Source organism: Olleya sp. YS, assembly GCF_029760915.1.
GTDB lineage: Bacteria > Bacteroidota > Bacteroidia > Flavobacteriales > Flavobacteriaceae > Olleya.
This window is the reverse complement of sequence record NZ_CP121685.1, coordinates 817,787-840,653: the sequence shown is the minus strand read 5'-3', so window position 1 is coordinate 840,653 and position 22,867 is coordinate 817,787. Positions and strand designations below refer to the sequence as shown.

Annotated in this window: 23 protein-coding genes; 12 read left to right on the top strand and 11 right to left on the bottom strand. The window is 31.2% G+C overall.

Going from position 1 to position 22,867, the window contains the following annotated elements; genetic code table 11:
• The first annotated feature begins 55 nt into the window (after positions 1-55).
• The gene (locus tag Ollyesu_RS03905; RefSeq protein ID WP_279302489.1) at positions 56-781 is read left to right on the top strand and encodes a Bax inhibitor-1 family protein; all 726 of its coding nucleotides are present in this window, start codon (positions 56-58) and stop codon (positions 779-781) included.
• Between the two features lie 54 nt (positions 782-835).
• Here the strand turns inward: Ollyesu_RS03905 and Ollyesu_RS03900 are convergent, their stop codons facing one another.
• From Ollyesu_RS03900 to Ollyesu_RS03890, 3 genes are all read right to left on the bottom strand, one after another.
• Entirely contained in the window at positions 836-1,516 is a 681-nt protein-coding gene (locus Ollyesu_RS03900) for a response regulator transcription factor (RefSeq protein WP_279302488.1), read from the bottom strand.
• Positions 1,506-2,312 carry a sensor histidine kinase gene (locus Ollyesu_RS03895; protein ID WP_279302487.1) on the bottom strand — a complete coding sequence of 269 codons (807 nt, stop codon included), beginning with the start codon at positions 2,310-2,312 and terminating at the stop codon, positions 1,506-1,508. The genes Ollyesu_RS03900 and Ollyesu_RS03895 overlap by 11 nt, the downstream gene beginning before the upstream one ends.
• Before the next feature lie 609 nt (positions 2,313-2,921).
• Positions 2,922-3,317 (bottom strand): hypothetical protein, encoded by a 396-nt coding sequence (locus Ollyesu_RS03890; RefSeq protein WP_279302486.1) that lies wholly within the window; start codon positions 3,315-3,317, stop codon positions 2,922-2,924.
• Positions 3,318-3,499: 182 nt separating this feature from the next.
• Between Ollyesu_RS03890 and Ollyesu_RS03885 the strand changes: the two genes are divergently transcribed.
• Both Ollyesu_RS03885 and Ollyesu_RS03880 read left to right on the top strand, forming a co-directional pair.
• A complete protein-coding gene (locus Ollyesu_RS03885; protein ID WP_279302485.1) occupies positions 3,500-4,063 on the top strand; it encodes a tail fiber protein in 564 nt (187 codons plus the stop codon).
• 78 nt (positions 4,064-4,141) lie between these two features.
• On the top strand, positions 4,142-5,116 hold the full coding sequence (locus Ollyesu_RS03880; RefSeq protein ID WP_279302484.1) for a T9SS type A sorting domain-containing protein: 975 nt from the start codon (positions 4,142-4,144) through the stop codon (positions 5,114-5,116).
• Positions 5,117-5,174: 58 nt separating this feature from the next.
• On the opposite strand, the gene Ollyesu_RS03875 is transcribed toward Ollyesu_RS03880, so the two are convergent.
• On the bottom strand, positions 5,175-5,645 hold the full coding sequence (locus Ollyesu_RS03875; RefSeq protein ID WP_279302483.1) for an Lrp/AsnC ligand binding domain-containing protein: 471 nt from the start codon (positions 5,643-5,645) through the stop codon (positions 5,175-5,177).
• 74 nt (positions 5,646-5,719) lie between these two features.
• Positions 5,720-7,084 carry a saccharopine dehydrogenase NADP-binding domain-containing protein gene (locus Ollyesu_RS03870; protein WP_279302482.1) on the bottom strand — a complete coding sequence of 455 codons (1,365 nt, stop codon included), beginning with the start codon at positions 7,082-7,084 and terminating at the stop codon, positions 5,720-5,722.
• A gap of 78 nt (positions 7,085-7,162) precedes the next feature.
• Between Ollyesu_RS03870 and Ollyesu_RS03865 the strand changes: the two genes are divergently transcribed.
• A complete protein-coding gene (locus tag Ollyesu_RS03865) occupies positions 7,163-7,555 on the top strand; it encodes a DUF423 domain-containing protein (protein ID WP_279302481.1) in 393 nt (130 codons plus the stop codon).
• 63 nt (positions 7,556-7,618) lie between these two features.
• Positions 7,619-9,235: a phosphoenolpyruvate carboxykinase (ATP) gene (gene pckA / locus Ollyesu_RS03860; protein WP_279302480.1), complete on the top strand. Its 1,617-nt coding sequence runs from the start codon at positions 7,619-7,621 to the stop codon at positions 9,233-9,235.
• A 78-nt stretch (positions 9,236-9,313) separates the two neighbouring features.
• Here pckA and Ollyesu_RS03855 read toward each other — a convergent pair whose 3' ends face one another.
• On the bottom strand, positions 9,314-10,063 hold the full coding sequence (locus Ollyesu_RS03855; protein WP_279302479.1) for a uroporphyrinogen-III synthase: 750 nt from the start codon (positions 10,061-10,063) through the stop codon (positions 9,314-9,316).
• Positions 10,064-10,086: 23 nt separating this feature from the next.
• Positions 10,087-10,731 carry a DUF4271 domain-containing protein gene (locus Ollyesu_RS03850; RefSeq protein WP_279302478.1) on the bottom strand — a complete coding sequence of 215 codons (645 nt, stop codon included), beginning with the start codon at positions 10,729-10,731 and terminating at the stop codon, positions 10,087-10,089.
• 109 nt (positions 10,732-10,840) lie between these two features.
• Between Ollyesu_RS03850 and Ollyesu_RS03845 the strand changes: the two genes are divergently transcribed.
• The 3 genes from Ollyesu_RS03845 to Ollyesu_RS03835 are packed head-to-tail and all read left to right on the top strand — an operon-like array spanning position 10,841 to position 13,367.
• Positions 10,841-11,563: a polyprenol monophosphomannose synthase gene (locus tag Ollyesu_RS03845; RefSeq protein WP_279302477.1), complete on the top strand. Its 723-nt coding sequence runs from the start codon at positions 10,841-10,843 to the stop codon at positions 11,561-11,563.
• A gap of 8 nt (positions 11,564-11,571) precedes the next feature.
• Positions 11,572-12,918, top strand: a complete 1,347-nt coding sequence (locus tag Ollyesu_RS03840) for a dihydroorotase (protein WP_279302476.1) — start codon at positions 11,572-11,574, stop codon at positions 12,916-12,918.
• 2 nt (positions 12,919-12,920) lie between these two features.
• Entirely contained in the window at positions 12,921-13,367 is a 447-nt protein-coding gene (locus Ollyesu_RS03835) for a DUF4296 domain-containing protein (protein ID WP_279302475.1), read from the top strand.
• On the opposite strand, the gene Ollyesu_RS03830 is transcribed toward Ollyesu_RS03835, so the two are convergent.
• Positions 13,360-14,373: an NAD-dependent epimerase/dehydratase family protein gene (locus Ollyesu_RS03830; protein ID WP_279302474.1), complete on the bottom strand. Its 1,014-nt coding sequence runs from the start codon at positions 14,371-14,373 to the stop codon at positions 13,360-13,362. The two genes, Ollyesu_RS03835 and Ollyesu_RS03830, sit on opposite strands and share 8 nt — an antisense overlap.
• Positions 14,374-14,461: 88 nt before the next feature.
• On the opposite strand from Ollyesu_RS03830, the gene tyrS reads away from it, so the two are divergent.
• A complete protein-coding gene (gene tyrS, locus Ollyesu_RS03825) occupies positions 14,462-15,757 on the top strand; it encodes a tyrosine--tRNA ligase (protein WP_279302473.1) in 1,296 nt (431 codons plus the stop codon).
• A 196-nt stretch (positions 15,758-15,953) separates the two neighbouring features.
• Here tyrS and Ollyesu_RS03820 read toward each other — a convergent pair whose 3' ends face one another.
• The gene (locus Ollyesu_RS03820) at positions 15,954-16,934 is read right to left on the bottom strand and encodes an acyl transferase (RefSeq protein WP_279302472.1); all 981 of its coding nucleotides are present in this window, start codon (positions 16,932-16,934) and stop codon (positions 15,954-15,956) included.
• An 82-nt stretch (positions 16,935-17,016) separates the two neighbouring features.
• Complete coding sequence (locus tag Ollyesu_RS03815; RefSeq protein ID WP_279302471.1) at positions 17,017-19,062, bottom strand: T9SS type A sorting domain-containing protein; 2,046 nt, start codon at positions 19,060-19,062, stop codon at positions 17,017-17,019.
• Positions 19,063-19,341: 279 nt separating this feature from the next.
• Here Ollyesu_RS03815 and Ollyesu_RS03810 point away from each other — a divergent pair, with 279 nt between their 5' ends.
• Together Ollyesu_RS03810 and Ollyesu_RS03805 are read left to right on the top strand one after the other, a co-directional pair.
• Positions 19,342-20,025 (top strand): response regulator transcription factor, encoded by a 684-nt coding sequence (locus Ollyesu_RS03810; protein WP_279302470.1) that lies wholly within the window; start codon positions 19,342-19,344, stop codon positions 20,023-20,025.
• A gap of 72 nt (positions 20,026-20,097) precedes the next feature.
• Positions 20,098-21,063: an ATP-binding protein gene (locus Ollyesu_RS03805; protein WP_279302469.1), complete on the top strand. Its 966-nt coding sequence runs from the start codon at positions 20,098-20,100 to the stop codon at positions 21,061-21,063.
• Here Ollyesu_RS03805 and Ollyesu_RS03800 read toward each other — a convergent pair.
• Positions 21,046-22,095, bottom strand: coding sequence for a glycosyltransferase (locus Ollyesu_RS03800; RefSeq protein ID WP_279302468.1), 1,050 nt, complete (start codon positions 22,093-22,095; stop codon positions 21,046-21,048). The two genes, Ollyesu_RS03805 and Ollyesu_RS03800, sit on opposite strands and share 18 nt — an antisense overlap.
• Before the next feature lie 94 nt (positions 22,096-22,189).
• Here Ollyesu_RS03800 and trmB point away from each other — a divergent pair, with 94 nt between their 5' ends.
• Positions 22,190-22,864, top strand: coding sequence for a tRNA (guanosine(46)-N7)-methyltransferase TrmB (trmB, locus tag Ollyesu_RS03795; protein WP_279302467.1), 675 nt, complete (start codon positions 22,190-22,192; stop codon positions 22,862-22,864).
• Positions 22,865-22,867 lie beyond the last annotated feature (3 nt).

Below are 22,867 nucleotides of genomic sequence, written 5' to 3'. Positions count from 1 at the left end.
TAAAGTTCGGTTTCTTTTTTTACATTTGAGTAACCAACAAAACAATCAATAATTTATGGAAAACAATTTAGAAAACTCCTTTGAAAACTTTGAAGGTAACACTTTAGTTAGAGCAGCATCTGAAGCAGATAGAACTGCGTTTTATAAAAAAACTTACGGACATGTTGCTGGAGGTGTATTAGTATTTATCATTTTTGAATACCTATTACTTCAAAGTCAATCCATTGTAGAATTTATGTTATCTATGACAGAGGGTTATAAATGGCTATTACTTTTAGGCGGATTTATGCTTATTACCACTTATGCAGAAAGTACTGCTATGAAAACAGCAGATAAGAGTAAACAATACCTTGCATTTGGTCTTTACATTTTAGCACAAGCCATCATTTTTGTGCCTATGATTTTTATTGCAGCTTATTACATGGACTCTGGAGCAGAAATCCTACAACAAGCAGCATTGGTAACCTTAGCTTTATTTACAGGTTTAACAGCAGTTGTCATGCTGACAAATAAAGATTTTTCGTTTTTAAAAGCAGGATTAACTATTGGTTTTTTTATAGCCTTAGGGTTAATTATAGCTGGTGTAATATTTGGTTTTGATTTAGGACTTTGGTTTTCTGGTGCAATGTGTTTGTTAGCTGGAGGCTCTATTTTATATCAAACCTCTCAAATTAAAGAAAAGTATACCACAGAAGATTACATACCTGCAGCATTAGGCTTATTTGCCTCTTTAATGTTATTGTTTTGGTATATTCTTAGAATATTTATGTCTAGAGATTAACTTAATTAAAACAAAATATTAAAAAGGCTCTAATTAATTAGAGCCTTTTTAGTTTTAAAACGTATCACTATCTAATGACACAAGCTTATTCTTGAGACCATAAATTACTAAACCAGCTACATTTTTAGATTCAGTTTTAAGTAATAAATTGTTACGATGTCCTTCGACTGTTCTTGGGCTTATAAATAGTTTCTCGGCAATTTCAGACGTAGTTAGTTGTTTACAAATTAGATGTAATACTTCTTTTTCGCGTTTTGTAAAATAGGTAGTATCAAAATTTGACTTTACCATTTTATCATTTGGATTAAGTAATCCTTCATGTATAAATTTTAGAACTTGATCATCATAATAAAATCCTTTTTCAGCAACTTCTTTAATAGTGGTAAGCATTAACTTTGGAGTACTATTTTTAGCCAAATAGGCGACTGCTCCAATTGATATCATGTTAACAATAAATGGTTTGCTGAAGTAGCTAGTTAGTGCAATAATCTTAATATCAGGAAATTCTTTCCTTATAAGTTTGGTAGTTTCCACACCATTAAGACCAGGCATCTTCAAATCTGTTATAACAATTTCTGGTAATTGTTGTGCGGTTCTTAGTTTTTGCATCAAATCATTTCCATCTTCTGCATCAAAAAAAACAGTAATAGATTTTTCTTGACTAAGTATAGAGATTAGTCCTTGTCTAAACAATAACTCATCATCTGCTAAGGCTAGTGTAATTTCATGATCCATAATTATAACAATTTATAATGAAGCGACTTCCTTTATTTTTTGAACTTTCAATAGACAGTTGACCATTTAAAATAGAAACTCTACTCTTAATATTTTGTAATCCAATTCCAGATTTTTTACTCGTTTTATTAACGTCAAATCCTTTTCCGTTATCTTTATAAACCAGTTTAAAACCTTCTTTTTCTTTAACTAACTTCATTTCTAATAGATTTGCTTTTCCGTGTGTTAGAGAATTATTTATAAGTTCTTGTGCAATCCTAAAAATATGTAGCTCGTTACTTTTTTCTACATCGTCTAATTCATCTATATTATATTTTATTTTAATTGACGTATTGGACGTAAACTCGTCAAAAAGTTCTTCTAATGCGACTTTTAAACCAAACTTATCTAGAATAGGAGGCATTAGCTCGTGTGCTATTTTTCTTGAGCTTTCAAGTGTTCTTGTTGTGATATCCAATATGTGGTTTAAAGATTCTTTCTGCTTTCCCTTAATAGTTTCATCATCTAATAACACATGTGTGGTTAAACTTATAACATTTAATTTAGAGCTTATGGCATCATGTAAATCTTGCGCAATTCTGTTTCGTTCTTTTTCTTGAACCTTTATAGTGGTCTGTAATATTTTTTTTTGAAGGTCTAGTTTTATGTTAACTTTTTCTACCTCTTTTTCTATGATTTTTTTTCTAGAGTAGTAAAAAAATAAAATTAGCCCAAGTGTTACAAGTACTAAAAAAATAATACTATACACTAATGCTCCAATTATTTGTTCTTGAGTAGCAAATTCATTTTTTTCCATTCTGCTAAAATTAATATTAAATACACAATGTACAGTAACTTATTTATCATCCATATTTTAGTTATGGCATCACTTCTATACTCAGAAAGATAATTTCCTAAAATAAATATAAGAGTACTAATTGTTATGTAAATTAATACTCCAGAATTAATAAGCATAAAATTACCTTTTTTATTTAATGAATTATACATGTGTACTATTGAATATATAATTATTGGAAATGATGTAATAAAAATTTCAAATAAATTAAATTGATTAATTAAATAAGGCTTTCTAATATATTGAAAGGTTAAAATTGAAAGAACAATAATTAGAGTTAAAACAATTATTTTACCTTGACTGTAATTAAAAAGAGTTTTATAAAAAAATGACAGGAATACAAATTGCGACACAAAATAAATATGTGACAAAAAAAGATTATTACCTCTGTAGTTTGCTATTATTTCTACAGTAATCATTATTAAAGCAGAAAAACATAAATATAAAGTAATAAACAAAAGAGTTACATGTCTTTTATTAGTAATGTAACTCTTTGTATATAATATTGCATTTAAAAGTATTAGAAATAACCCTATGTATTGAAAAATGTCATCTAAATAACTCATTCATTTATTTTGAAAATTTATGTACTTCTTTATGAAACATAATACTTTTAGGGTCACAATTACTTGGACACGGTCTAGTAAAATCAAACACTCCATTTTCTGGATGGTCTTCATAATTTTTACCGTCAGAAGTTGATGTACCTACTATTAAAAGATGAGCTTCATCATTGTCATCTATTCCAATGTAAGATCTTACTCCAGGTTCAAATCGGTCTACTTTTAAATGTAATTTACCATTTGCATCTACAGTTACATCAATATCCATAGTGTTAAAGCAGGCTATAAGGTCATCTGCTGGAATTAAAAAAGCTTTTGGCAAGTCTGGATTGTTTTTTTGCCAATTTTCTGTCCATGTTTTTGCTTCTTCAATAGTTCTTGTAAGTGGTGTTAGTGAACTCATAATTTTTTGTTTTTATTGATTAATAGTACCTAAAGCTAGTCATACTTATCCACATAAAAAACATTCTAACACAAATCAGGGGTTTTTACTTGGTTTATAATAACAGTATATGTGCTGCTATATGTAAGATATAAAGAAAATACATTTGGAGTCGCTATTAATCAATAAAAACTAAAAAAATTATGGAACCATTTATTGCACAAATTATGTTATTTGGAGGAAACTTTGCTCCACGCGGTTGGGCTTTTTGTCATGGACAATTATTACCAATTAGTCAAAACACAGCTTTATTTTCTCTTATAGGAACAACCTATGGTGGAGACGGTAGAACCACTTTTGGCTTACCAGATTTAAGAGGTAGAGTACCTTTAAGTGTAGGTCAAGGTCCTGGATTGTCTAATATCACTTGGGGAGAAAGAGGTGGAGCAGAACAACATACTATAACAATTAACGAGATGCCAACACACGCTCATGATGGATCTTCACTTACAGGAGTAAGTACAATGACATGTTCTGAAGATGACGGTACAACAGAGGAGCCAGCTGGAAATGTTCTAGCAACAGCAGCGTCTGGTACACCTTATGTTAGTGGAGCAGCAAACGAAACCTTAGGTTCTACAGGAACAGTCACTGTTTCTGGTAATACAGGAAATCAGGGAGGAAATCAACCTATGAATTTAAGAACACCTTATGTAGGTATTAACTATGTTATTGCACTACAGGGTATTTTCCCTTCAAGAAGTTAAAATAATTGTTCAACAAGACAAATCAAAAGGTAGAGGTAGCTTATCTCTACCTCTGATTTTCACAACTAATTTTTTATTATGAAAAAACTTTACTTTTTATTTTTTACGATCTCAGCATTTTGCTCAGCTCAAACAACACTTTTACCAGGAGAAGTCATGATTACCGGTTATTATGGTGATGGTGCACCTGGAGGCGTCACTAATTGTAATGAGGCGTTCTCATTTGTTAGTTTTGTAGATTTATTACCAGGTACTGAAATAAGATTTTCAGAGGAAGATTATAATCAATGGGGAGGATCAGCAACTGAAGGCGACCTAGTTTGGTTAAATAATACAGGTTCTATTATTTTAGCAGAGCTTAATATTAATATTGTAACACACTCAGAAACAGCTTCTTGTGGGTCTCCACTTTCTGCTAGCGTAGGTGTAGCAACCTTTGAAGGAATAGGTACTTGGAGTTTAGGTACTTCAAATGAGGAAATTATTGTTTTTCAAGGACCAGCTGCTCAAACACTAGGTACAGCAATATCTGTATTTTTGACTGATAATCCTTCTGATGCCACAAACACTCCACCCTCATTACTAGGAGGTCCTTATATTATTAATTTTGAAGGTGTGGATGACGATGTAGATGTCGCTGTATATAGTGGGCCAACTGCATTTACAGATTTTAATGACTTTGTTGCTCAACTTACTAATGTAGCCTCTAACTGGACTACACAGGATGGTGCTGGAGATAATGGAGCAGATGGTATTGCACCAGAATATCCTGCAGATTTACCAGTATTTGATGCTACACTTACAGTACTAGATTTTAATAATGACACGCTATTTACATATTATCCAAACCCAGTAAATGATAAATTAAATTTAAAATCAAAAAATTATATTTCTAGTGTAGTTGTATTTAATATGCTAGGACAAACAGTTTATAAAAATTCACCAAATACTTTAAATAGTGATGTAGACATGTCTAATCTAAAACCTGGAGCCTACATTATCCAAGTTACAGTAAATGAAACTAAAAAGAGTATTAGAATTATTAAGAATTAAATAATTGCACATCAAAAAAACTTAAAAAGCTCCTTCTAAAGGAGCTTTTTATTTTCAATTATATCTTGATTTGTCTATCTATCTGCTGATCTAAAGATATAAAAGTTTCAGTACGTGAAACTCCTTCAATAGATTGGATTTCGCTATTTAGTAAATGCATTAAATGTGCATTATCTTTACAGAGAATTTTTATTAAAATACTCCAGTTTCCTGTTGTATAATGACATTCTAAAACTTCAGGTATTTTTTTAAGTTGTCTGACTGCATCAGGATTACTAACAGCTTTATCTAAATAAATACCTACAAAAGCCATAGTGGTATATCCTAACACTATTGGATTAATAACAAATTTAGAACCAGCAATCAGTTTAGACTTTTCTAATTTACGCAAGCGTTGATGTATAGCTGCTCCAGAAATCCCTACTTGTCTCGCAATCTCTAGAACAGGTGTGCGTGCATCTTGCATTAAAGCACGAAGGATTTTTTTATCTATACCATCAATTATTATAGTGTTGTTTGATGTTTTCAAAGGTAAATTGTTTCATATTGAAACATAAAAATAAACAAACTATTCTAGACTGATATTAGTTTTAAGGTTTCAGTTCAAACATTTAAGGGATTGTAGCCTAAATAGGGTGCTTCTTTCTCTTTGAAAACAATTCCATAATCTTCCAATTCTTTTAAAATTGGGGTGTAGACTTCTTTAGTTATAGGTATCTGTACACCAGGCGTTCTTATTTGATTATTTAGAATAGCTAGTGTAGCCATAGCTACTGGTAAACCTACGGTTTTAGCCATAGCTGTATAGGTTTGATCTTCTCCTAGTGTGACCATTGTAGCATCTATTTGATGTTTTTTTCCATGTAACACATAACCAAATTTATGATACATAACAATCATATCTTTATCCTCTGGATCCAAGGTCCAACTGTCCATAAGTATTTTTTGAAGTATTTGTGCTGGAGTTGCTTTTTTTAGCTCGACCATTTTAGTTTTACTAAAAATATCAAGCTCTACAAATTTGTCCCAAATAATGTCGTCTTGATCTATCTTCAAGGCGTGTCTAAATTTTAGCTCTACAGAATCTGTTGGACTGTAAGGTAAAAAAGCGTTTACAAAATCGCGGTAACTCATGTTTTCGCTATCATCGATGGTGTAACTATCATCAGTCATCCCTAAAGCAACAAAAACTTGCCAAGCACGAGAAAACCCTACACGACGCATAGTTCCTCTATATAAAGTTTTGATGTTTTCTAGTCCGTAAACACTTTGGTATTTCAAAGAATCACGATTAGCATAGGCTTCAAAACGACCAAAATGGTCAACCTCTAAAAATTCTGTACGTCTAAACAAACGGTTGTATGGAATATATTTGTAAGTGTTTTCCTGAAGGAATTTTGCTGCACCACCTTGTCCTGCAGTGACCACGTTTCTAGGATTCCACGTAAATTTATAATTCCACAAATTAGTATCACTTTCAGGAGCTACCAAACCTCCTGTAAAAGATTCAAACAGTATTATTTTACCACCTTTATCTCTAATACGGTCTATGACTTGCATTGCACTCATATGGTCAATTCCTGGATCTACACCTATCTCATTCATAAAAACCAATCCTTTAGATATGGCTTGGTCATTAAGTGCTTGCATCTCTTTACTAACATAAGATGCAGTAACCATATTTTTATTATAAGTAATACAATCTTTAGCCACTTCTATATGAAATCTAGCAGGTAACATAGACACAACGATATCTGCATTTTTAACTGCATTTTCTCTAGAGATCTTATCAAACACATCTAATGCGATTGCTGAAGCATTTGGATGGTTGCCAACCAATTTTTTTGCATTTTCAACATTTAAATCTCCTACACTTACATGTAAGTTTTCAGAAGACGATTTATCTAATAAATATTTTATAAGATAAGAGGTTGATTTTCCAGAACCTATGACTAAAATCTTTCGCATAATGAGATTTGTTGAGTATTTTTGGTTTACGAATGTAGAAATTTTTAGTTGGGATAAAAACCAAAAGATGATATTTATATGAACAAAAAGGTATTGATTTTAGGATGTGTATTAGGTTTGTTAAGTGTTGTTTTAGGTGCATTTGGTGCACATGGATTAAAAAAATTAATATCAGTTGAAGCTATTCAAACTTTTGAAACAGGTGTTCGTTATCAAATGTATCATGCGTTATTACTTTTATTTGTTGCAAATCATAAATATCTTGAAATAAAAACTAAACGGATTATTTATTTTTTAGTTTTGTTTGGAGTCTTATTTTTTTCAGGATCTATTTATCTGTTAGCAACTAACACATTAACGTCTTTTAATTTTAAAATAATTGGATTTATAACTCCAATTGGAGGTGCATTATTAATAGCAAGTTGGGTAATATTATTGTTAAATTTTATAAATCTGAAACAGAATAATTAAGTTTTGTTTAGTGTTTATCTTTTATAAATTTTAACTTTGCATTTTAAACAACACAAACAAATTATGGTAGACCATACCCAATTTACGAAAACGATTGCGTTAGAGCAATACGGAATCAAAAATGCCCAAGTTAAATACCAATTATCTCCAGACGAATTGCACGAATTAACCATCCAAAAGGGATTAGGTAAAGAAGCTTCATCAGGTGCTTTAGCTGTTAATACAGGTGAGTTTACAGGACGTTCTCCAATGGATCGTTTTATTGTCAAAGACGATATTACTAAAGATAAAATATGGTGGGGAAATATTAATATACCTTTTGAAGCAGATAAGTTTCAAAAACTATATGATAAAGTTACAAGTTATCTATCTAATAAAGAAGTATTTGTTAGGGACTGTTTTGCTTGTGCAGACGACAATTATAAATTAAATATACGTGTTATTAATGAATATCCATGGAGTAACATGTTTGCTTACAACATGTTTTTACGTCCAACAGATGAAGAATTAAATGGTTTTTCTCCAGAATGGACAGTTGTGAATGCTCCAGAGTTCATGGCAGACCCTAAAGTAGATGGTACACGACAACATAATTTTGCTATTTTAGATTTTACCAGAAAAATTGCATTAATAGGAGGAACAGGTTATACAGGCGAAATTAAAAAAGGGATTTTTTCAGCTCTTAATTTTATCCTACCAGTATTTAAAAATACGTTGCCAATGCACTGTAGTGCAAATGTTGGTAAAAATGAAGATACAGCTATTTTCTTTGGATTATCAGGAACCGGAAAAACAACGTTATCTACAGATCCAGATAGAAGTTTAATTGGAGATGATGAGCATGGTTGGACTGCAGAAAATACAGTATTTAACTTTGAAGGTGGTTGTTATGCAAAAGTCATCAACTTGTCACAAGAACAAGAACCAGAGATTTATGGTGCCATTAAAAAAGGAGCTATTCTTGAGAATGTTATTATGAATGATGCTGGTGAAGTTGATTTTGAAGATATCTCGATAACACAAAATACACGTGTTAGCTATCCAATACATCATATAGACAACATACAAGTGCCATCTATTGGTAAAAATCCAAAAAACATATTTTTCTTAACTGCAGATGCATTTGGAGTCCTACCTCCAATTTCTAAGTTAACGCCAGCGCAAGCTGCTTACCATTTTATTTCTGGTTATACTGCTAAAGTTGCAGGTACAGAAGCTGGTATTACAGAACCAGTACCAAGTTTTTCAGCATGTTTTGGCGCGCCTTTTATGCCTTTACATCCAACTAAATATGCAGAGATGCTAAGTAAAAAAATGAAAGAAGCTAATGTTAATGTATGGCTAATTAATACAGGATGGACAGGAGGATCTTATGGTGTTGGAAGCAGAATAAAACTTAAGTACACTAGAGCTATGATTAGTGCTGTACTAAATGGTGATTTAGGACTGTATAATTATAATGATTATCACATACACTCTGTATTTGGAGTAGCACAACCTAGATCCTGTCCAGGAGTACCAACACAAGTATTAAGTCCTAGAGCAACTTGGAATAATGATGAAGCATACTATAAAACAGCATTTAAATTAGCAAATGCTTTCAGGGAAAACTTTGAAAAGTTTGAGTCTTATGCAAGCGAAGAAATTAGACGTGGTGGTCCACAACGCTACGCAGAATAATAATCAACCAGTGTTAATTAAAAAAGCGCCATTTGAATATTTCAAATGGCGCTTTTTGCATGTTATAAATTTAAAGGATTATTTTCCTTTGTTTACTTTATCTATATATTTTTGAAGTGCCATAGTCATGGATGGAGTTTCTGGTGTTGGTGCAGCGATATCTACACGTAATCCTTTTTCTTCTACAGCTTTAATAGTTGTATTTCCAAATACCGCAATTCTTGTATCGTTTTGCTTAAATTCTGGAAAATTATGAAATAAAGACTCTATACCACTTGGACTAAAAAACACTAAGATGTCATAAGTAACGTTTTCTAAATCTGATAAATCGCTAATTACTGTTCTGTAAAATATAGCTTCTTTCCAGTTAATGTTTAATCCGTTTAATGTTTCCGGAACTTCTGGTTTTAATTTATCTGTAGTAGGTAGTAAAAATTTTTCGTCTTTATATTTTTTAATTAAAGGCGACAAATCTGTAAAATTACGTTTACCAACATAAATTTTACGCTTTCTGTACACGACATATTTTTGTAAGTAAAAAGCAACAGCTTCAGACTGACAAAAATACTTCATAGAATCTGGTACTTTAAAACGCATCTCTTCTGCTACTCTAAAAAAATGGTCGACAGCATTTCTACTAGTTAAGATAATAGCAGTGTAATTGTTTAAATCAACTTTTTGTTGTCTAATTTCTTTAGAAGCCACACCTTCTACATGAATAAAAGGTCTAAAATCAATTTTTACCTTCTGCTTTTCTGAAAGATCAAAATAAGGCGAATTTTCTATTTTAGGTTCTGGTTGCGAGACTAAAATGGTTTTCACTTTCATATGTTGCTACATTTAATTTAGACCTATTGTGTTACTATAATTTTATATAAAACAACGTAAGGTGCAATTTCAAGTGCGCAAAGATACAAAATAAAATAAAACAAGCTCTTTTTAAAGGTATTAAGATTGTTTTTTACAAATAAAAACAATCCAAAAAATAGTATTAAAAGTATTACACTAAACACAATATAATAGACTGTTTGATCTGGTTTGAACGTGTAAATTAAAAAAGCATTTATAGGTAATAAGAGCAATCCAATAAAATTTCTAAAACTTATTTTTTGAAATAGATATTTGTCTATTATGTGTTCAATGTCCAATACACTTGATAGTAGTCTTTCAAATAGTACTTTTAAAACAATAAATAACCCTATTAAAATAGCGTACTTAAAAATGTCTAGTTGAGATAAGGAGGTTAGATTATAAAAATTTAAATATGAATATACTAATAGTCCTATATTTAAAAGTAAGTTGAAAAAAAGTAAGCCTTCAAAAATATCAAAAAAGCGTTGATCTTTGATATACAAATTCGAGTACCTAGAATTGAATAGTAACAAAGTAAATTGGTCAAATCGTTTTGGAAATAATGTTTTAGAAACTGCAATTAACAATAAACATCCTAAAATAATTAGGGTTAAAATATCTACATTATACATATCTCTAAGCATGGTCTAAAATTATTATTTTTTAACTGTAAAACCGATCAATAATTAAGTAATTTTTATAATTAAGTAATTTTATAAAAATGTACATTTGCCTAAACTTTAATACGTATTCATGCAGGACGCTGTTGTTATTATACCAACATACAACGAAATTGAAAATATAGAAGCTATTTTAAGAGCGGTTTTCTCACTTCCTAAAGCGTTTGATGTCTTAGTGGTAGATGATAACTCTCCAGATTTAACAGCAAACAAAGTTAAAGGCTTACAAGAAGAGTTTTCTAACCGATTGTTTTTAGAAGTTAGACAACAAAAATCTGGACTTGGTACCGCTTATATTCATGGGTTTAAATGGTGCCTTAACAAAGATTATCAGTATATTTTTGAGATGGATGCCGATTTTTCTCATAACCCAAATGACTTAGAACGTCTTTACAATGCATGTAAAATTGAAGGTGCAGATGTAGCAATTGGATCACGTTACGTAAAAGGTGTAAATGTTGTAAATTGGCCACTTGGAAGAGTTATTTTATCTTACGGAGCATCTATTTATGTCAGATTAATCACAGGTATGAAAATTAAAGATGCAACTGCTGGATTTGTCTGTTACAAAAGACATGTGCTAGAGCAATTAAATTTAGATCAAATAAAGTTTGTAGGATATGCGTTTCAAATAGAAATGAAATTTAAAGCGTATCTTAAAAAGTTTAAAATAGTAGAAGTGCCTGTTATTTTTACAGATAGAACTAAAGGAGAATCCAAACTGAGTTCTAGTATTATTTCTGAAGCTATTTTTGGTGTAATAACTATGAAATTTAAAAGTTTATTAAAAAAATAAGGCAGTTTATGCAATCAAAAATCACACTTATTAAAAATGCTAAAATTGTTAATGAAGGAACTATATTTAATGGTGATATATTAATTGAAGGTGAGTTTATAACAAAAATTGCTGAGTCCATTAGCCCAAAATCTGCAGATGTTAATGTTTTTGATGCTGAAGGTAAGTATGTCATTCCTGGTGCAATTGATGATCAAGTCCACTTTAGACAACCAGGATTAACACACAAAGCTAATATAGAGACAGAGTCTAGAGCAGCTATAGCAGGTGGTATTACGTCTTTTATTGAAATGCCTAACACTAATCCGCAAACCACGACTATTGAAAAATTAAACGAAAAATTTGAAATTGCTTCAAAAACATCTTGGGCTAACTATTCGTTTATGTTTGGTGGTACAAACGATAACTTAGAAGAAATTTTAAAGGTTAATAAAAAAGAAGTTGCTGGATTAAAACTATTTCTAGGCTCATCTACTGGAAACATGTTAGTAGATAACCCAGAAGTTTTAGAAAAAATTTTTAAGAGTACAGACTTATTAATTTCTGTACATTGTGAAGATGAAGCCACGATAAAAGCAAATCTTGATATCTATAAGGAGCGTTATGGAGATGATATACCAGTACATTTTCATCCTGTAATTAGAAGTGAAGACGCCTGCTATATTTCATCTTCAAAAGCAATTGAATTAGCTAAAAAAACTGGAGCGCGTCTGCACGTATTTCACTTGTCAACAGGAAAAGAAACAGCCTTATTTGATAATAGCATTCCTTTAAAAGATAAAAAAATAACTGCTGAGGTATGTATACATCACCTGTGGTTTTGTGATAAAGATTATGAAGAAAAAGGAACACTAATCAAATGGAATCCTGCAGTTAAAACCGAAAACGACAGAACACAACTTTTAAAGGCGTTACTAGACGACAAAATAGATGTAATTGCTACAGATCATGCACCTCATACTATCGAAGAAAAATCAAATAATTACGTTAATGCACCTTCTGGTGGACCATTAGTGCAGCATGCTTTACCAGCTTTATTAGAAATGTATCATGAAGGTGATATTTCTATTGAAAAAATAGTAGAAAAATTTTGTCATAATCCTGCTATCTTATTTGAAGTAGAAAATCGTGGATATATTAAAGAAGGTTACTATGCGGACTTAGTATTTATTGATTTAAACAATCCTTGGACTGTTAATAAGGACAATATCTTATACAAATGTGGATGGTCGCCATTTGAAGGGACAACTTTTAAATCCAGAATTACTCATACTTTTGTCAATGGTGGTTTAGCCTATAAAAATTTTAAGTTTTATGAGACTAATTATGCCAAACGCTTAACATTTAATAGATAATTATGTTCAAATCATTCTCACTAGTTTATTTGTTATTAGCATTATTGATTGTCTCATGCTATGGAATTGAAAGACCTAGCAAACCTGATAATTTATTAAGCGAAGATAAAATGGTGGATGTATTAGTAGAGTTTACATTAATGTCTTCAGCAAAAGGAATAAATAAACGCGAGTTAGAAAACAGAGGTATTGTACCAGATAGTTTTGTATACAAAAAGCACAATATAGATAGTTTACAATTTGCCAATAGTAATAATTATTACGCCTATGATGTCGAGAAATATACAGATATATATACTAAGGTGAAAGATAGCTTAGAAAAATTGAGAACATTTTATAAGGCTGAAGAAAAAAAGATATCTGAAAAAAAACAGAATCAACTTAAAAAACAACGTAAACCTCTAAAGTTAGATAACCAAACTTCGTTAGACTCTACAAAGGTTAATTAAAATCCGATTTAAAATAAGTCGTGGTGTGTAGTATACTAGAATCTACATCCTTAAATTGATAACCTAAAGCAGACTGAATTTTTTGGTTGCTATATATAGTTTTTGAAATAGCAGATTTAGCATTTTGCTTAGACATTACTCGTCGTTTTCCAGTTAATATGTGCTTTAACCAATCTAAACGCCAAGCTATAGATAATAAAAATGGACCAGCCTCTTTGTTTGGTGGATGCACATCTAAATGCAAAGCAGTTTTATAAATAAAATCTTTAAAACTTAAGTTTTCAGCAACAAGTATAAACCGTTCGTTTTTAATATCACTTTCCATTAGTTGTGTCATGATACTCACAACATCCAATACATCAACATAACCTGTACTTCCTGTTGTATAATAACGCATCCCTTTATCTACCATTGTAATTAAAGATCCACTCCCATAATTCCATATACCTGGACCAATAATAATACCTGGATTAACAATAATAGCATCCAGCCCTTCTTGTGTACCACGCCAAACTTCCAATTCTGCGCCATACTTTGTAATAGCATACACACTATTGTCAAATTCTGGATTCCAATCGTTATCTTCAGTAATTATATCTGTTTCAATGGTTGGTGTGCCAATTGCAGCAATTGAACTAACATAGCACAATTTTTTTACACGTTCAGATAAACATAAATTAACAATGTTTGCAGTACCTTCTATATTTGTTTTTCTGAGTAATTCAAACTTATCAGGCTCAAAAGACACAAATGCAGCACAATGGTACACTTTAGTGATGCCTTTAAAAGCTTCAATTAATAAAGGAATATCATTTAAATCGGCTTTAACCCATTCAATTTTACTAAATAAATCTTCAGCAGAATCAGTATAGTAGCCAAAAATACGTTTGACAGTATCAAACTTTTTTTCGTTTCTATAAATGGCACGAATCGGCTGATTTTCATTTAATAGATGTAATATTAAATGTGCACCGACCAAACCTGTACCTCCTGTAACTAAAATCATAGCTCGAAGGTAATAAATATTAGATATTGTGTGCAGTTTATAGCATGATTTTTATCTTTGCGCTTGTATTAAATTTTAAAAAATAATGATGGCAAATAATTTTGTTGAAGAATTGCGTTGGAGAGGTATGTTGCATACTGAAATGCCTGGAACCGAAGAACATCTTTTAGAACAAATGAGAAGTGCCTATGTTGGATTTGACCCAACAGCAGATTCTTTACATATTGGTAATTTAGTACCAATTATGTTATTAGCGCATTACCAACGTTGCGGACACAAACCGGTAGCTTTGGTGGGAGGAGCAACTGGTATGATTGGTGATCCATCTGGTAAATCTAGCGAGCGTAATTTGTTGAATGAAGACACGCTAAGACACAACCAAGAGGCTATAAAAAAACAATTATCACATTTTTTAGATTTTACTAGTGATGCAAAAAATGCAGCAGTCTTAGTCAATAATTATGACTGGATGAAAGAGTTTTCGTTCTTAGAATTTATTAGAGACGTAGGTAAACATATTACTGTAAACTACATGATGGCTAAGGACTCTGTTAAAAACAGAATTTCTTCAGACTCATCAGATGGTATGAGTTTTACCGAGTTTACCTACCAATTAGTTCAAGGCTATGATTTTTTACATTTGTATAAAAACATTGGTTGTACGCTTCAAATGGGAGGAAGCGACCAATGGGGAAATATCACCACAGGAACCGAGTTAATTAGACGTATAGACCAAGGAAAAGGTTACGCCATAACATGTCCATTAATAACTAAAAGTGATGGCTCTAAATTTGGTAAAAGCGAAGGTGGAAACGTGTGGTTAGATGCAAATAGAACATCGCCTTACAAATTCTATCAATATTGGTTAAATAGTAGTGATGAGGATGCAGAAAAATATATTAAAATATTTACATTTTTAGATCATAATACTATTAATGAAATTATTGAAGAGCATAAAACTCAACCACACATAAGAGGCTTACAAAAGCGTCTTGCTGAAGAGATTACAGCTATGGTACACTCTAAGGAAGAACTAGAAAATGCTGAAAAAGCATCTGGTATCTTGTTTAGTAAAGACTTTAAAAACGACATTAAACAACTAAATGAAAATCTGTTTTTAGATGTTTTTGAAGGTGTACCACAAGCAGAAATCTCTAAAGATAAAATTGAATCTGGCTTAGATATGATAGCAGCACTATCTGCCGAAACTAATTTTTTAGCAAGTAATGGTGAAGCGCGTCGCGCATTAAAAGAAAACTCGGTGTCTGTTAATAAAGACAAGGTTAAAGAAGATTATAGTATAACCGCAGACGATTTAATTAACAACAAATACATTGTTATTAATAGAGGTAAAAAAAACACTTACATTATAAAAGTGGTCTAAACGATATTAAAGTAAAGTCTTTAAAATATAAATGCCTGCTTAAAAAAGCAGGCATTATTTTTAAGAAAATTAGTTAACCAACTAAAAACTAATTTTTCTTTTTCATACAATAAATAATCTTAGTTAAATATTGTCTTCAGCTAATGTGTCGTAAGTTTTTTTAAAACCTTACTTAATAGAAATTATTTTTTAATAGTTACAGTACCATTAGATTGCAACCTCTAATATCACTATTATCAAAGCGTCCAATGATTTCAAATTGATTATTTGGTAATAGACGCCCTAAGTCTTGTGTTGCAATAAACGAGCATGAGTTTATATTGGCTAAGTCAATAATATTAATACCTCCTGTTTTTGGCGTATTAAAAACTGTAAGAGCATCTTCGGTATCTCTTGTTAGAATGTTCATCCATGGTGGACAGTTAAATACACCATGCCCTTTAGAGTAGGCTTGACTTAATAATTCCGTCATGCCATATTCACTATGTATAGTGTCAACACCAAACCCTTGTTTTAGTAGTTTGTGTAACTCTTCTCTAATTAATTCTTTACGTCGTCCTTTCATTCCACCAGTTTCCATAACTATAGTGTTATTGAGGTTGAAAGTATAAGATTCGATTAAATCTAAAAGTGCAAAAGAGACTCCAATTAGCAAAACTTTTTTATTGTTTTTATCTAGTTGAACTAATGTGTCTTTTAATTCATCTAAATTATTTAAATAGAAACCACTTTCTGGTTTGTTTGAGTCATTTATTAATTGATTAACCATATAAACCAAAGATGATCCTTCACGCTCTAAATAATTTGGCAACAATGCTATAAGCGTATAATCTTCAATATTGCCATAAAAATGTTGAAACCCATTTTTAAAACTAGATTCGTAAATTTTTAAATCAGTAACGTGATGTTTACTTGTTATTTGACCAGTTGTTCCGCTACTAGTAAATGTAGTTTCAATATCGTTTTGAGAACTTAAAACGGTATGAGATTTAAAAAACTGAATGGGTAAAAAGGGAATTTCATGTAAATGTTTAACATCACTTGGATTAACATAAAGCAAATCACAATACGAACGATAAACATTATTATTTTCAAACTGAAAGCGAAATACTTTTAAAGCCAAATCTAAAAATTCGGCTTCAGAAGAAATGGAGAATATATCGTCTGTTTTTATCATTAATGAATTAAAAAACAAAAGTATTGAAAATAAAAAAGCGCTACTAATTAGTAACGCTTTTAAATATTTATAATTAATATAGTTATTGTATCACTAATTTTTTAGTAACAGTTGCATTATTTTGCTTAATGTTTAAAATGTAAACTCCAGACTTTAAATTAGATACATTTAATGTATTGTTATTTAATGTTTCTTTTAATACTTGTTTTCCTAAAATGTCAAACACTGTAACGTTAACATCATCAGAATTTGTAGTTGTAATGTTTACAAATCCAGTATTTGTTGGGTTAGGATACACATTAAAATTAGATTGATTAAATGATTCAACAGATAACGCGTCATTAGTGTATACAGCAATTGGATATGGTGTTGCAGCAGTAGCATTATCAGCTTCACCATCTAATGCGTTAGGACCACTAAATGTCCAGTTAGCTACAACAAATGTACCATCAGGACCAGTATTAGATACTCTATAAGCCCATCCATCTAAATATTCCCAAGCTTGTCCTGTACCATCCATATTTACATCACCAAAAGTGTCAATAATAGTTGCTCCTTCATATAGTTCTATAGCATCATCACCATTTATCCCAACAACATTATCTATGTATGTTGGTGCAAAACCAAAGAAATTTGCAAATTGAGTACCTTCTGTTGCTAAGAAAATTCTATCTCCAGCGGTTACTGCATCTGCAGGAAAGTTATACTCAACAGTTCCAGCAGAAGATCCAGCACCATTAGTTACAGAGCTAATTCCAAAAACACTAAGATCTGGTATATCTGCTAAAGCAACTAATTCAATTCCTTTAGGTGTTCCACCAGTAAGAGGACCATCGTAAGCACCTACTAATACTAATGCATTGGTAGCTGCACCAAAAACGTCTCCAGATACTGCAACTGTTTGATCTGCAGCTGGAGGAGATGATACTGTAATATCTCCCGAATAAGGTCCAACAGCTAATCCAGCAGACAATCTTATGAAAACATCTGTATTAGGGACTGTACCACCAGCTTGAGGTACAATAACTGAACTAGAATATCCAGATCCAGAAGTTAATGATACTTCAAAATTTGCTGGAGCTGTAACAGTTATATTTGAATTTAAAAATAACCCTTCAACAGAGATAGTCTCTTCATTAGATGGGCCAGCACCTACAGCATAATTTAAAGCTCCTGGTGTACCAAAAACGCTAAATTGAGGTACGTCAGGACTTACAGTTCCAGTTAATGCTAAAGTTTCGTTAGTTGCTCCTGTAGATGAAGCTGTTATATCTCCAGTATAAGTATTAGATGTTAAACCAGAAGCTAATCTAACGTAAACAGGTGTTGAGTTAGCTGTACCTCCTGTTTGTGTGACAGTAGTTGAAGGTCCATAAGGTCCAACAGCTGCATCTGCAACTTCAAAATTTGCTGGAGCTGTAACCGTAATATCTTGTGTTAAATTCAAACCAGAAACATTAAAAGATTGTTCTGCTGATGGTCCATTATTCTCAAAATAATCTAAACTTGAAACAGATCCAGTTATAGATATCGTTGGAGTTGTTGAAGCAGTTGGAGAATATGTTCCAATTGGTAATGGATTAGGACTTGTAGCATTTGATGTTTGTCCGTCAAATACATTAATACCGCTAAAAGACCAATTTGCTAATACAAAAGTTACGCCATCAGGTCCAGTTCCGTCAACTCTATAAGCCCAACCATCAAGATAATCCCAAGGTTGACCAGATCCATCTGTGTTAATATCACCAAAAGTATCAGTTACAGATCCATTAAAAAATAATTCAACAGCGTCATCACCATTAATTCCCATAGAACCATCGGTATAATTAGCTGCAAATCCAAAAAAGTTAGCAAACTCAGTAGAATTGTTAGTAATATAAATATAATCACCTGCTGTTGCAGCGTCTGCTGGAAAAGTAAATTCTTCTCCATCTGTACCACCACCATTGTTAGCACTACCAATACCATACAAACTTAAGTCTGCGATATCATTTACCACATATAGTTCAACTCCTTTTGGAGTACCACCTGTCAATGGGCCATCATAAACACCTGAGATTAAAAGGTCTTGACCTAATGACACAGAAGTTATCATAATTGTTAAAAGTAAAAAGTAAAGTTTTCTCATAATTATAATGTGTAAAAATTAGACTGTAAATATACGTAGAAAAATCACTTTTAGCCAATTATTAAGTTAACAATAATGGAACTTTACATTAAAATAACATGGTTTTAACGCTTTGACTTTCAGATTTATAATTATCTACTGGTTTTCTGTTATTTAAGAAGGTTTAAAGTAAAATTTTTATGTTATCTTAATGTTATTAATAACATTAAAATTAAAAGTTTTATTAATAGTTTTATCTTTACAGGATTAATAGGTTAGATAATCTAGGGTTAAAATTTTATGAATAAAAAAGAGATTAAAATTCTTTTAGTTGATGACGAGCCAGATATTTTAGAAATCGTTGGTTATAATTTATCTAATGAAGGATATCAAGTTATTACAGCAAAAAACGGAATAGAGGCAGTAAAAAAAGCTAAAAAAGAAAGACCGCAACTTATAATTTTGGATGTCATGATGCCAGAAATGGATGGTATTGAAGCTTGTGAAGCACTAAGAAAATTGCCAGAATTAAGTGCAACACTAATTACATTTTTGACTGCAAGGGGTGAAGACTATTCTCAAGTTGCAGGTTTTGATGCTGGTGCAGACGATTACATTACCAAACCTATCAAGCCTAAAGTATTAGTTAGTAAAGTAAAAGCGTTATTAAGACGATTAAAACCAACAGGAGAAAATCAATCCTTAATCAAGATAGGAAACTTGATAATAAACAGAGAAGAGTATAAAATTGAACTTAATAATCAAGAAATTATTCTACCCAGAAAAGAGTTTGAACTTTTATATCTATTAGCGTCCAAACCAGGTAAAGTCTTTAAAAGAGAAGATATTTTAAATCGTGTTTGGGGTAACGAGGTTATTGTAGGTGGTCGTACAATCGATGTCCACATTAGAAAACTTAGAGAAAAAATAGGAGATAACGCCTTCAAAACAGTTAAAGGTGTTGGCTATAAATTTGTAGAATAGTTGAAACTCAAAAAAACATATAAATTTGCATTAAAAACATCGTTTTTAATAACAATTATACTAACGCTCATCATGGGTGTTTTTTTATATTTTGTGTATCATGTAAATTTACTTCCGTTAGTGTTATTTGCTTTGTTGACGTTCTCTTTCTCATTTTTAGTCATACAGTTTCGTGTCGAAAAATTTATATATAAACGTATTAATAAAATTTACAAAGATTTAACGCTTTTAGAATCAGTAAGCTTTAGAAAAGATAGCATAACCACAGATATGGCTACGCTTACCAAACAAATAGATGAGTTTGCCAAAAACAAAAAACTAGAAATTGAAACCCTAAAAGTTAGAGAAGAGTATCGTAAAGAGTTTATGGGTAATATCTCACATGAGCTAAAAACGCCTTTATTTACTGTTCAAGGCTATTTAGAAACCTTATTAGATGGTGCAATAGATGATAATAATGTTGCAGAAAAATATTTAAACAGAGCTAATAAAGGTGTTGAACGACTAATTTATATTGTCAAAGATTTGGATATGATCACCAAACTTGAAGTTGGCGACTTAAGTCTAGATATAATAACTTTTGACATAGTGCAATTAGTGCAAAGCGTTTTTGAGTTGTTAGAGATGAAAGCTGCTAAAAAGAAAATTACCCTAACTTTTGATATGGATTATAACAATCCAATATTGGTAAAAGGCGATCAAGAACGTATACAACAAGTGTTAACTAATTTAATAGTAAACTCTATTAAATATGGTCAGGAGAAAGGAACTACAGAAGTAAGTATAGAAAGATTAATTAAAAATAAGGTTATTGTACGTGTTACAGATAATGGTGAAGGTATAGAAAAACAACACATACCTAGGCTTTTTGAACGTTTTTACAGAGTCGATAAAAGCGGGTCACGTAAAGAAGGTGGCTCTGGTTTAGGATTAGCTATTGTTAAACATATTATTGAAGCACATGACGAAAAAATTTATGTCGAGAGTGAATATAATATCGGTAGCGAATTCTCTTTTACTTTAGAAAAGGCTGAATAACTGTTTAAAGTCTATCTCGTTTTCAAAAGATTTAAATCCAGAATAGTTAACGGACTTATTTAATTGACTTAAAGAAAAATCATCTTGTTCACAATATGGTGCAATCTTACTTTTTTCCAGATATTTAGCTAAATACTCTTGTTCAAATTGTCCTGGAGTTGGTATAAAAAAGGCTTGTTTTCCTAATTTAGCTAAATCCATTATAGTTGTATAACCAGATCTTGATATAATAATGTCACTATTATTAATATGTTTTTGTAATTCTTCAGCTTCCATAAAATTATAAATTGCAAAAGGTGGTTGATTTACTATAACTTGTTCTACCTCAATTTTACCCCTCACAAAAATTATCAAACCTGGTAAAACTTTAAGTTCATCTAATAATCTTTCCTCCAATATGGAACGTTGCGGTTCTGGACCTGATAGTAATACCATAAACCTGTTTTTTGGTTTAGTTTCAGTCTTTTTCAACCTACTTAAAGCACCAATATATTTTATAGTCAGTTCCTTACTTTTAAAATTATGACTTAGTTTTCCACTTAAATTAGGCTCGCCTTCAAAATCAGGAACCCAACACTCATTAAACTTTTTAATATAACAGGTATGTAAAAAAGTACTAAATTTTGTTGTGTTTCCACTTAAAACAGTTAATTGATGTGTTGTAAAAACAGATGGAACTTTACTACTGTAAACTCCCAAACGGTTGTCAGATATTATACCTTCTATAGCATAATCGTGGATAATTTTTCTAACAAGTTTATGTTCTCTATTAATGGCTTTTCTAATTTTTGGAAGTTGTAAAAACAGTAACCATTTAAAAGCACTTTTAGTTTTAGAATACCTAATATTATAGCTAGGCAATTCAACAAAAATCAAATCTTTGAATTCTTTTTTCAATAATTGCAAAGCTTCGCCATCACTAGCAATAATAGGGTCAAAACCCTCATCAAGTAATCCATTAATTATCGGAATACACCGTGTGGCATGACCAATTCCCCAATTTAAAGGTGCAACAAGAATTCGTTTTTTCATTTAAATAGTTTCATCAAACTAATTTCAAAGGTAACTATTATAGCCCTAAACTATATTTCATTAATTTTACATCCTTAATAAGAAATACGTAACCGTGGGTAGTAAAAATAAGCTTAAAAGATTTAAAGAAAACGAAACCTTTGACAATGTCTTCCAGCCAACTAGAGCAGAGTTAGTAGATGCCGAATATCAATACAAAGGACAATGGAATAAAATTGTTTTTAAAAACAAGAATCCATTGGTTTTAGAATTGGGTTGTGGAAAAGGAGAATACAGTGTAGCACTAGCCAAAAAATACCCAAACAAAAACTTTATTGGTATAGATATTAAAGGCGCACGTTTTTGGAGAGGTGCTAAAACCGCAATTGAAGAAAATATTCCTAACGTAGCTTTTATTAGAACCCAAATAGAACTTATAGAATACGTTTTTGCAGAAAACGAAGTGGATGAAATTTGGATTACTTTTCCAGATCCACAAATAAAATACAAACGTACTAAGCACAGAATGACTAATTCTCAGTTTTTAAAACGTTATAAACACGTATTAAAACCTGATGGAATTATGAATTTAAAAACGGACTCCGAGTTTATGCATGGATACACCTTGGGTTTACTTCATGGCGAAGGTCATGAGGTGTTATATGCTAATAACGATGTGTATAGGCAAGAAGGTAGTCCAGAGGAAGTGACTAGCGTACAAACCTTTTACGAAAACCAATACCTACAAAAAGACAAACCAATTACGTATATTAGATTTAAAATTAACTAACTT

Bases quoted from the DNA above. Each gene is read 5' to 3' on its own strand.
- Ollyesu_RS03800 (WP_279302468.1), bottom strand. From the start codon at position 22,095: ATGAAAAAACGAATTCTTGTTGCACCTTTAAATTGGGGAATTGGTCAT.
- Ollyesu_RS03815 (WP_279302471.1), bottom strand. From the start codon at position 19,062: ATGAGAAAACTTTACTTTTTACTTTTAACAATTATGATAACTTCTGTG.
- Ollyesu_RS03905 (WP_279302489.1), top strand. From the start codon at position 56: ATGGAAAACAATTTAGAAAACTCCTTTGAAAACTTTGAAGGTAACACT.
- Ollyesu_RS03870 (WP_279302482.1), bottom strand. From the start codon at position 7,084: ATGCGAAAGATTTTAGTCATAGGTTCTGGAAAATCAACCTCTTATCTT.
- Ollyesu_RS03820 (WP_279302472.1), bottom strand. From the start codon at position 16,934: ATGATAAAAACAGACGATATATTCTCCATTTCTTCTGAAGCCGAATTT.
- Ollyesu_RS03900 (WP_279302488.1), bottom strand. From the start codon at position 1,516: ATGGATCATGAAATTACACTAGCCTTAGCAGATGATGAGTTATTGTTT.
- tyrS (WP_279302473.1), top strand. From the start codon at position 14,462: ATGGCAAATAATTTTGTTGAAGAATTGCGTTGGAGAGGTATGTTGCAT.
- Ollyesu_RS03830 (WP_279302474.1), bottom strand. From the start codon at position 14,373: ATGATTTTAGTTACAGGAGGTACAGGTTTGGTCGGTGCACATTTAATA.
- Ollyesu_RS03810 (WP_279302470.1), top strand. From the start codon at position 19,342: ATGAATAAAAAAGAGATTAAAATTCTTTTAGTTGATGACGAGCCAGAT.
- Ollyesu_RS03850 (WP_279302478.1), bottom strand. From the start codon at position 10,731: ATGCTTAGAGATATGTATAATGTAGATATTTTAACCCTAATTATTTTA.
- Ollyesu_RS03845 (WP_279302477.1), top strand. From the start codon at position 10,841: ATGCAGGACGCTGTTGTTATTATACCAACATACAACGAAATTGAAAAT.
- Ollyesu_RS03895 (WP_279302487.1), bottom strand. From the start codon at position 2,312: ATGGAAAAAAATGAATTTGCTACTCAAGAACAAATAATTGGAGCATTA.
- Ollyesu_RS03805 (WP_279302469.1), top strand. From the start codon at position 20,098: ATGGGTGTTTTTTTATATTTTGTGTATCATGTAAATTTACTTCCGTTA.
- Ollyesu_RS03835 (WP_279302475.1), top strand. From the start codon at position 12,921: ATGTTCAAATCATTCTCACTAGTTTATTTGTTATTAGCATTATTGATT.
- pckA (WP_279302480.1), top strand. From the start codon at position 7,619: ATGGTAGACCATACCCAATTTACGAAAACGATTGCGTTAGAGCAATAC.
- Ollyesu_RS03880 (WP_279302484.1), top strand. From the start codon at position 4,142: ATGAAAAAACTTTACTTTTTATTTTTTACGATCTCAGCATTTTGCTCA.
- Ollyesu_RS03865 (WP_279302481.1), top strand. From the start codon at position 7,163: ATGAACAAAAAGGTATTGATTTTAGGATGTGTATTAGGTTTGTTAAGT.
- Ollyesu_RS03890 (WP_279302486.1), bottom strand. From the start codon at position 3,317: ATGAGTTCACTAACACCACTTACAAGAACTATTGAAGAAGCAAAAACA.
- Ollyesu_RS03885 (WP_279302485.1), top strand. From the start codon at position 3,500: ATGGAACCATTTATTGCACAAATTATGTTATTTGGAGGAAACTTTGCT.
- Ollyesu_RS03855 (WP_279302479.1), bottom strand. From the start codon at position 10,063: ATGAAAGTGAAAACCATTTTAGTCTCGCAACCAGAACCTAAAATAGAA.
- Ollyesu_RS03840 (WP_279302476.1), top strand. From the start codon at position 11,572: ATGCAATCAAAAATCACACTTATTAAAAATGCTAAAATTGTTAATGAA.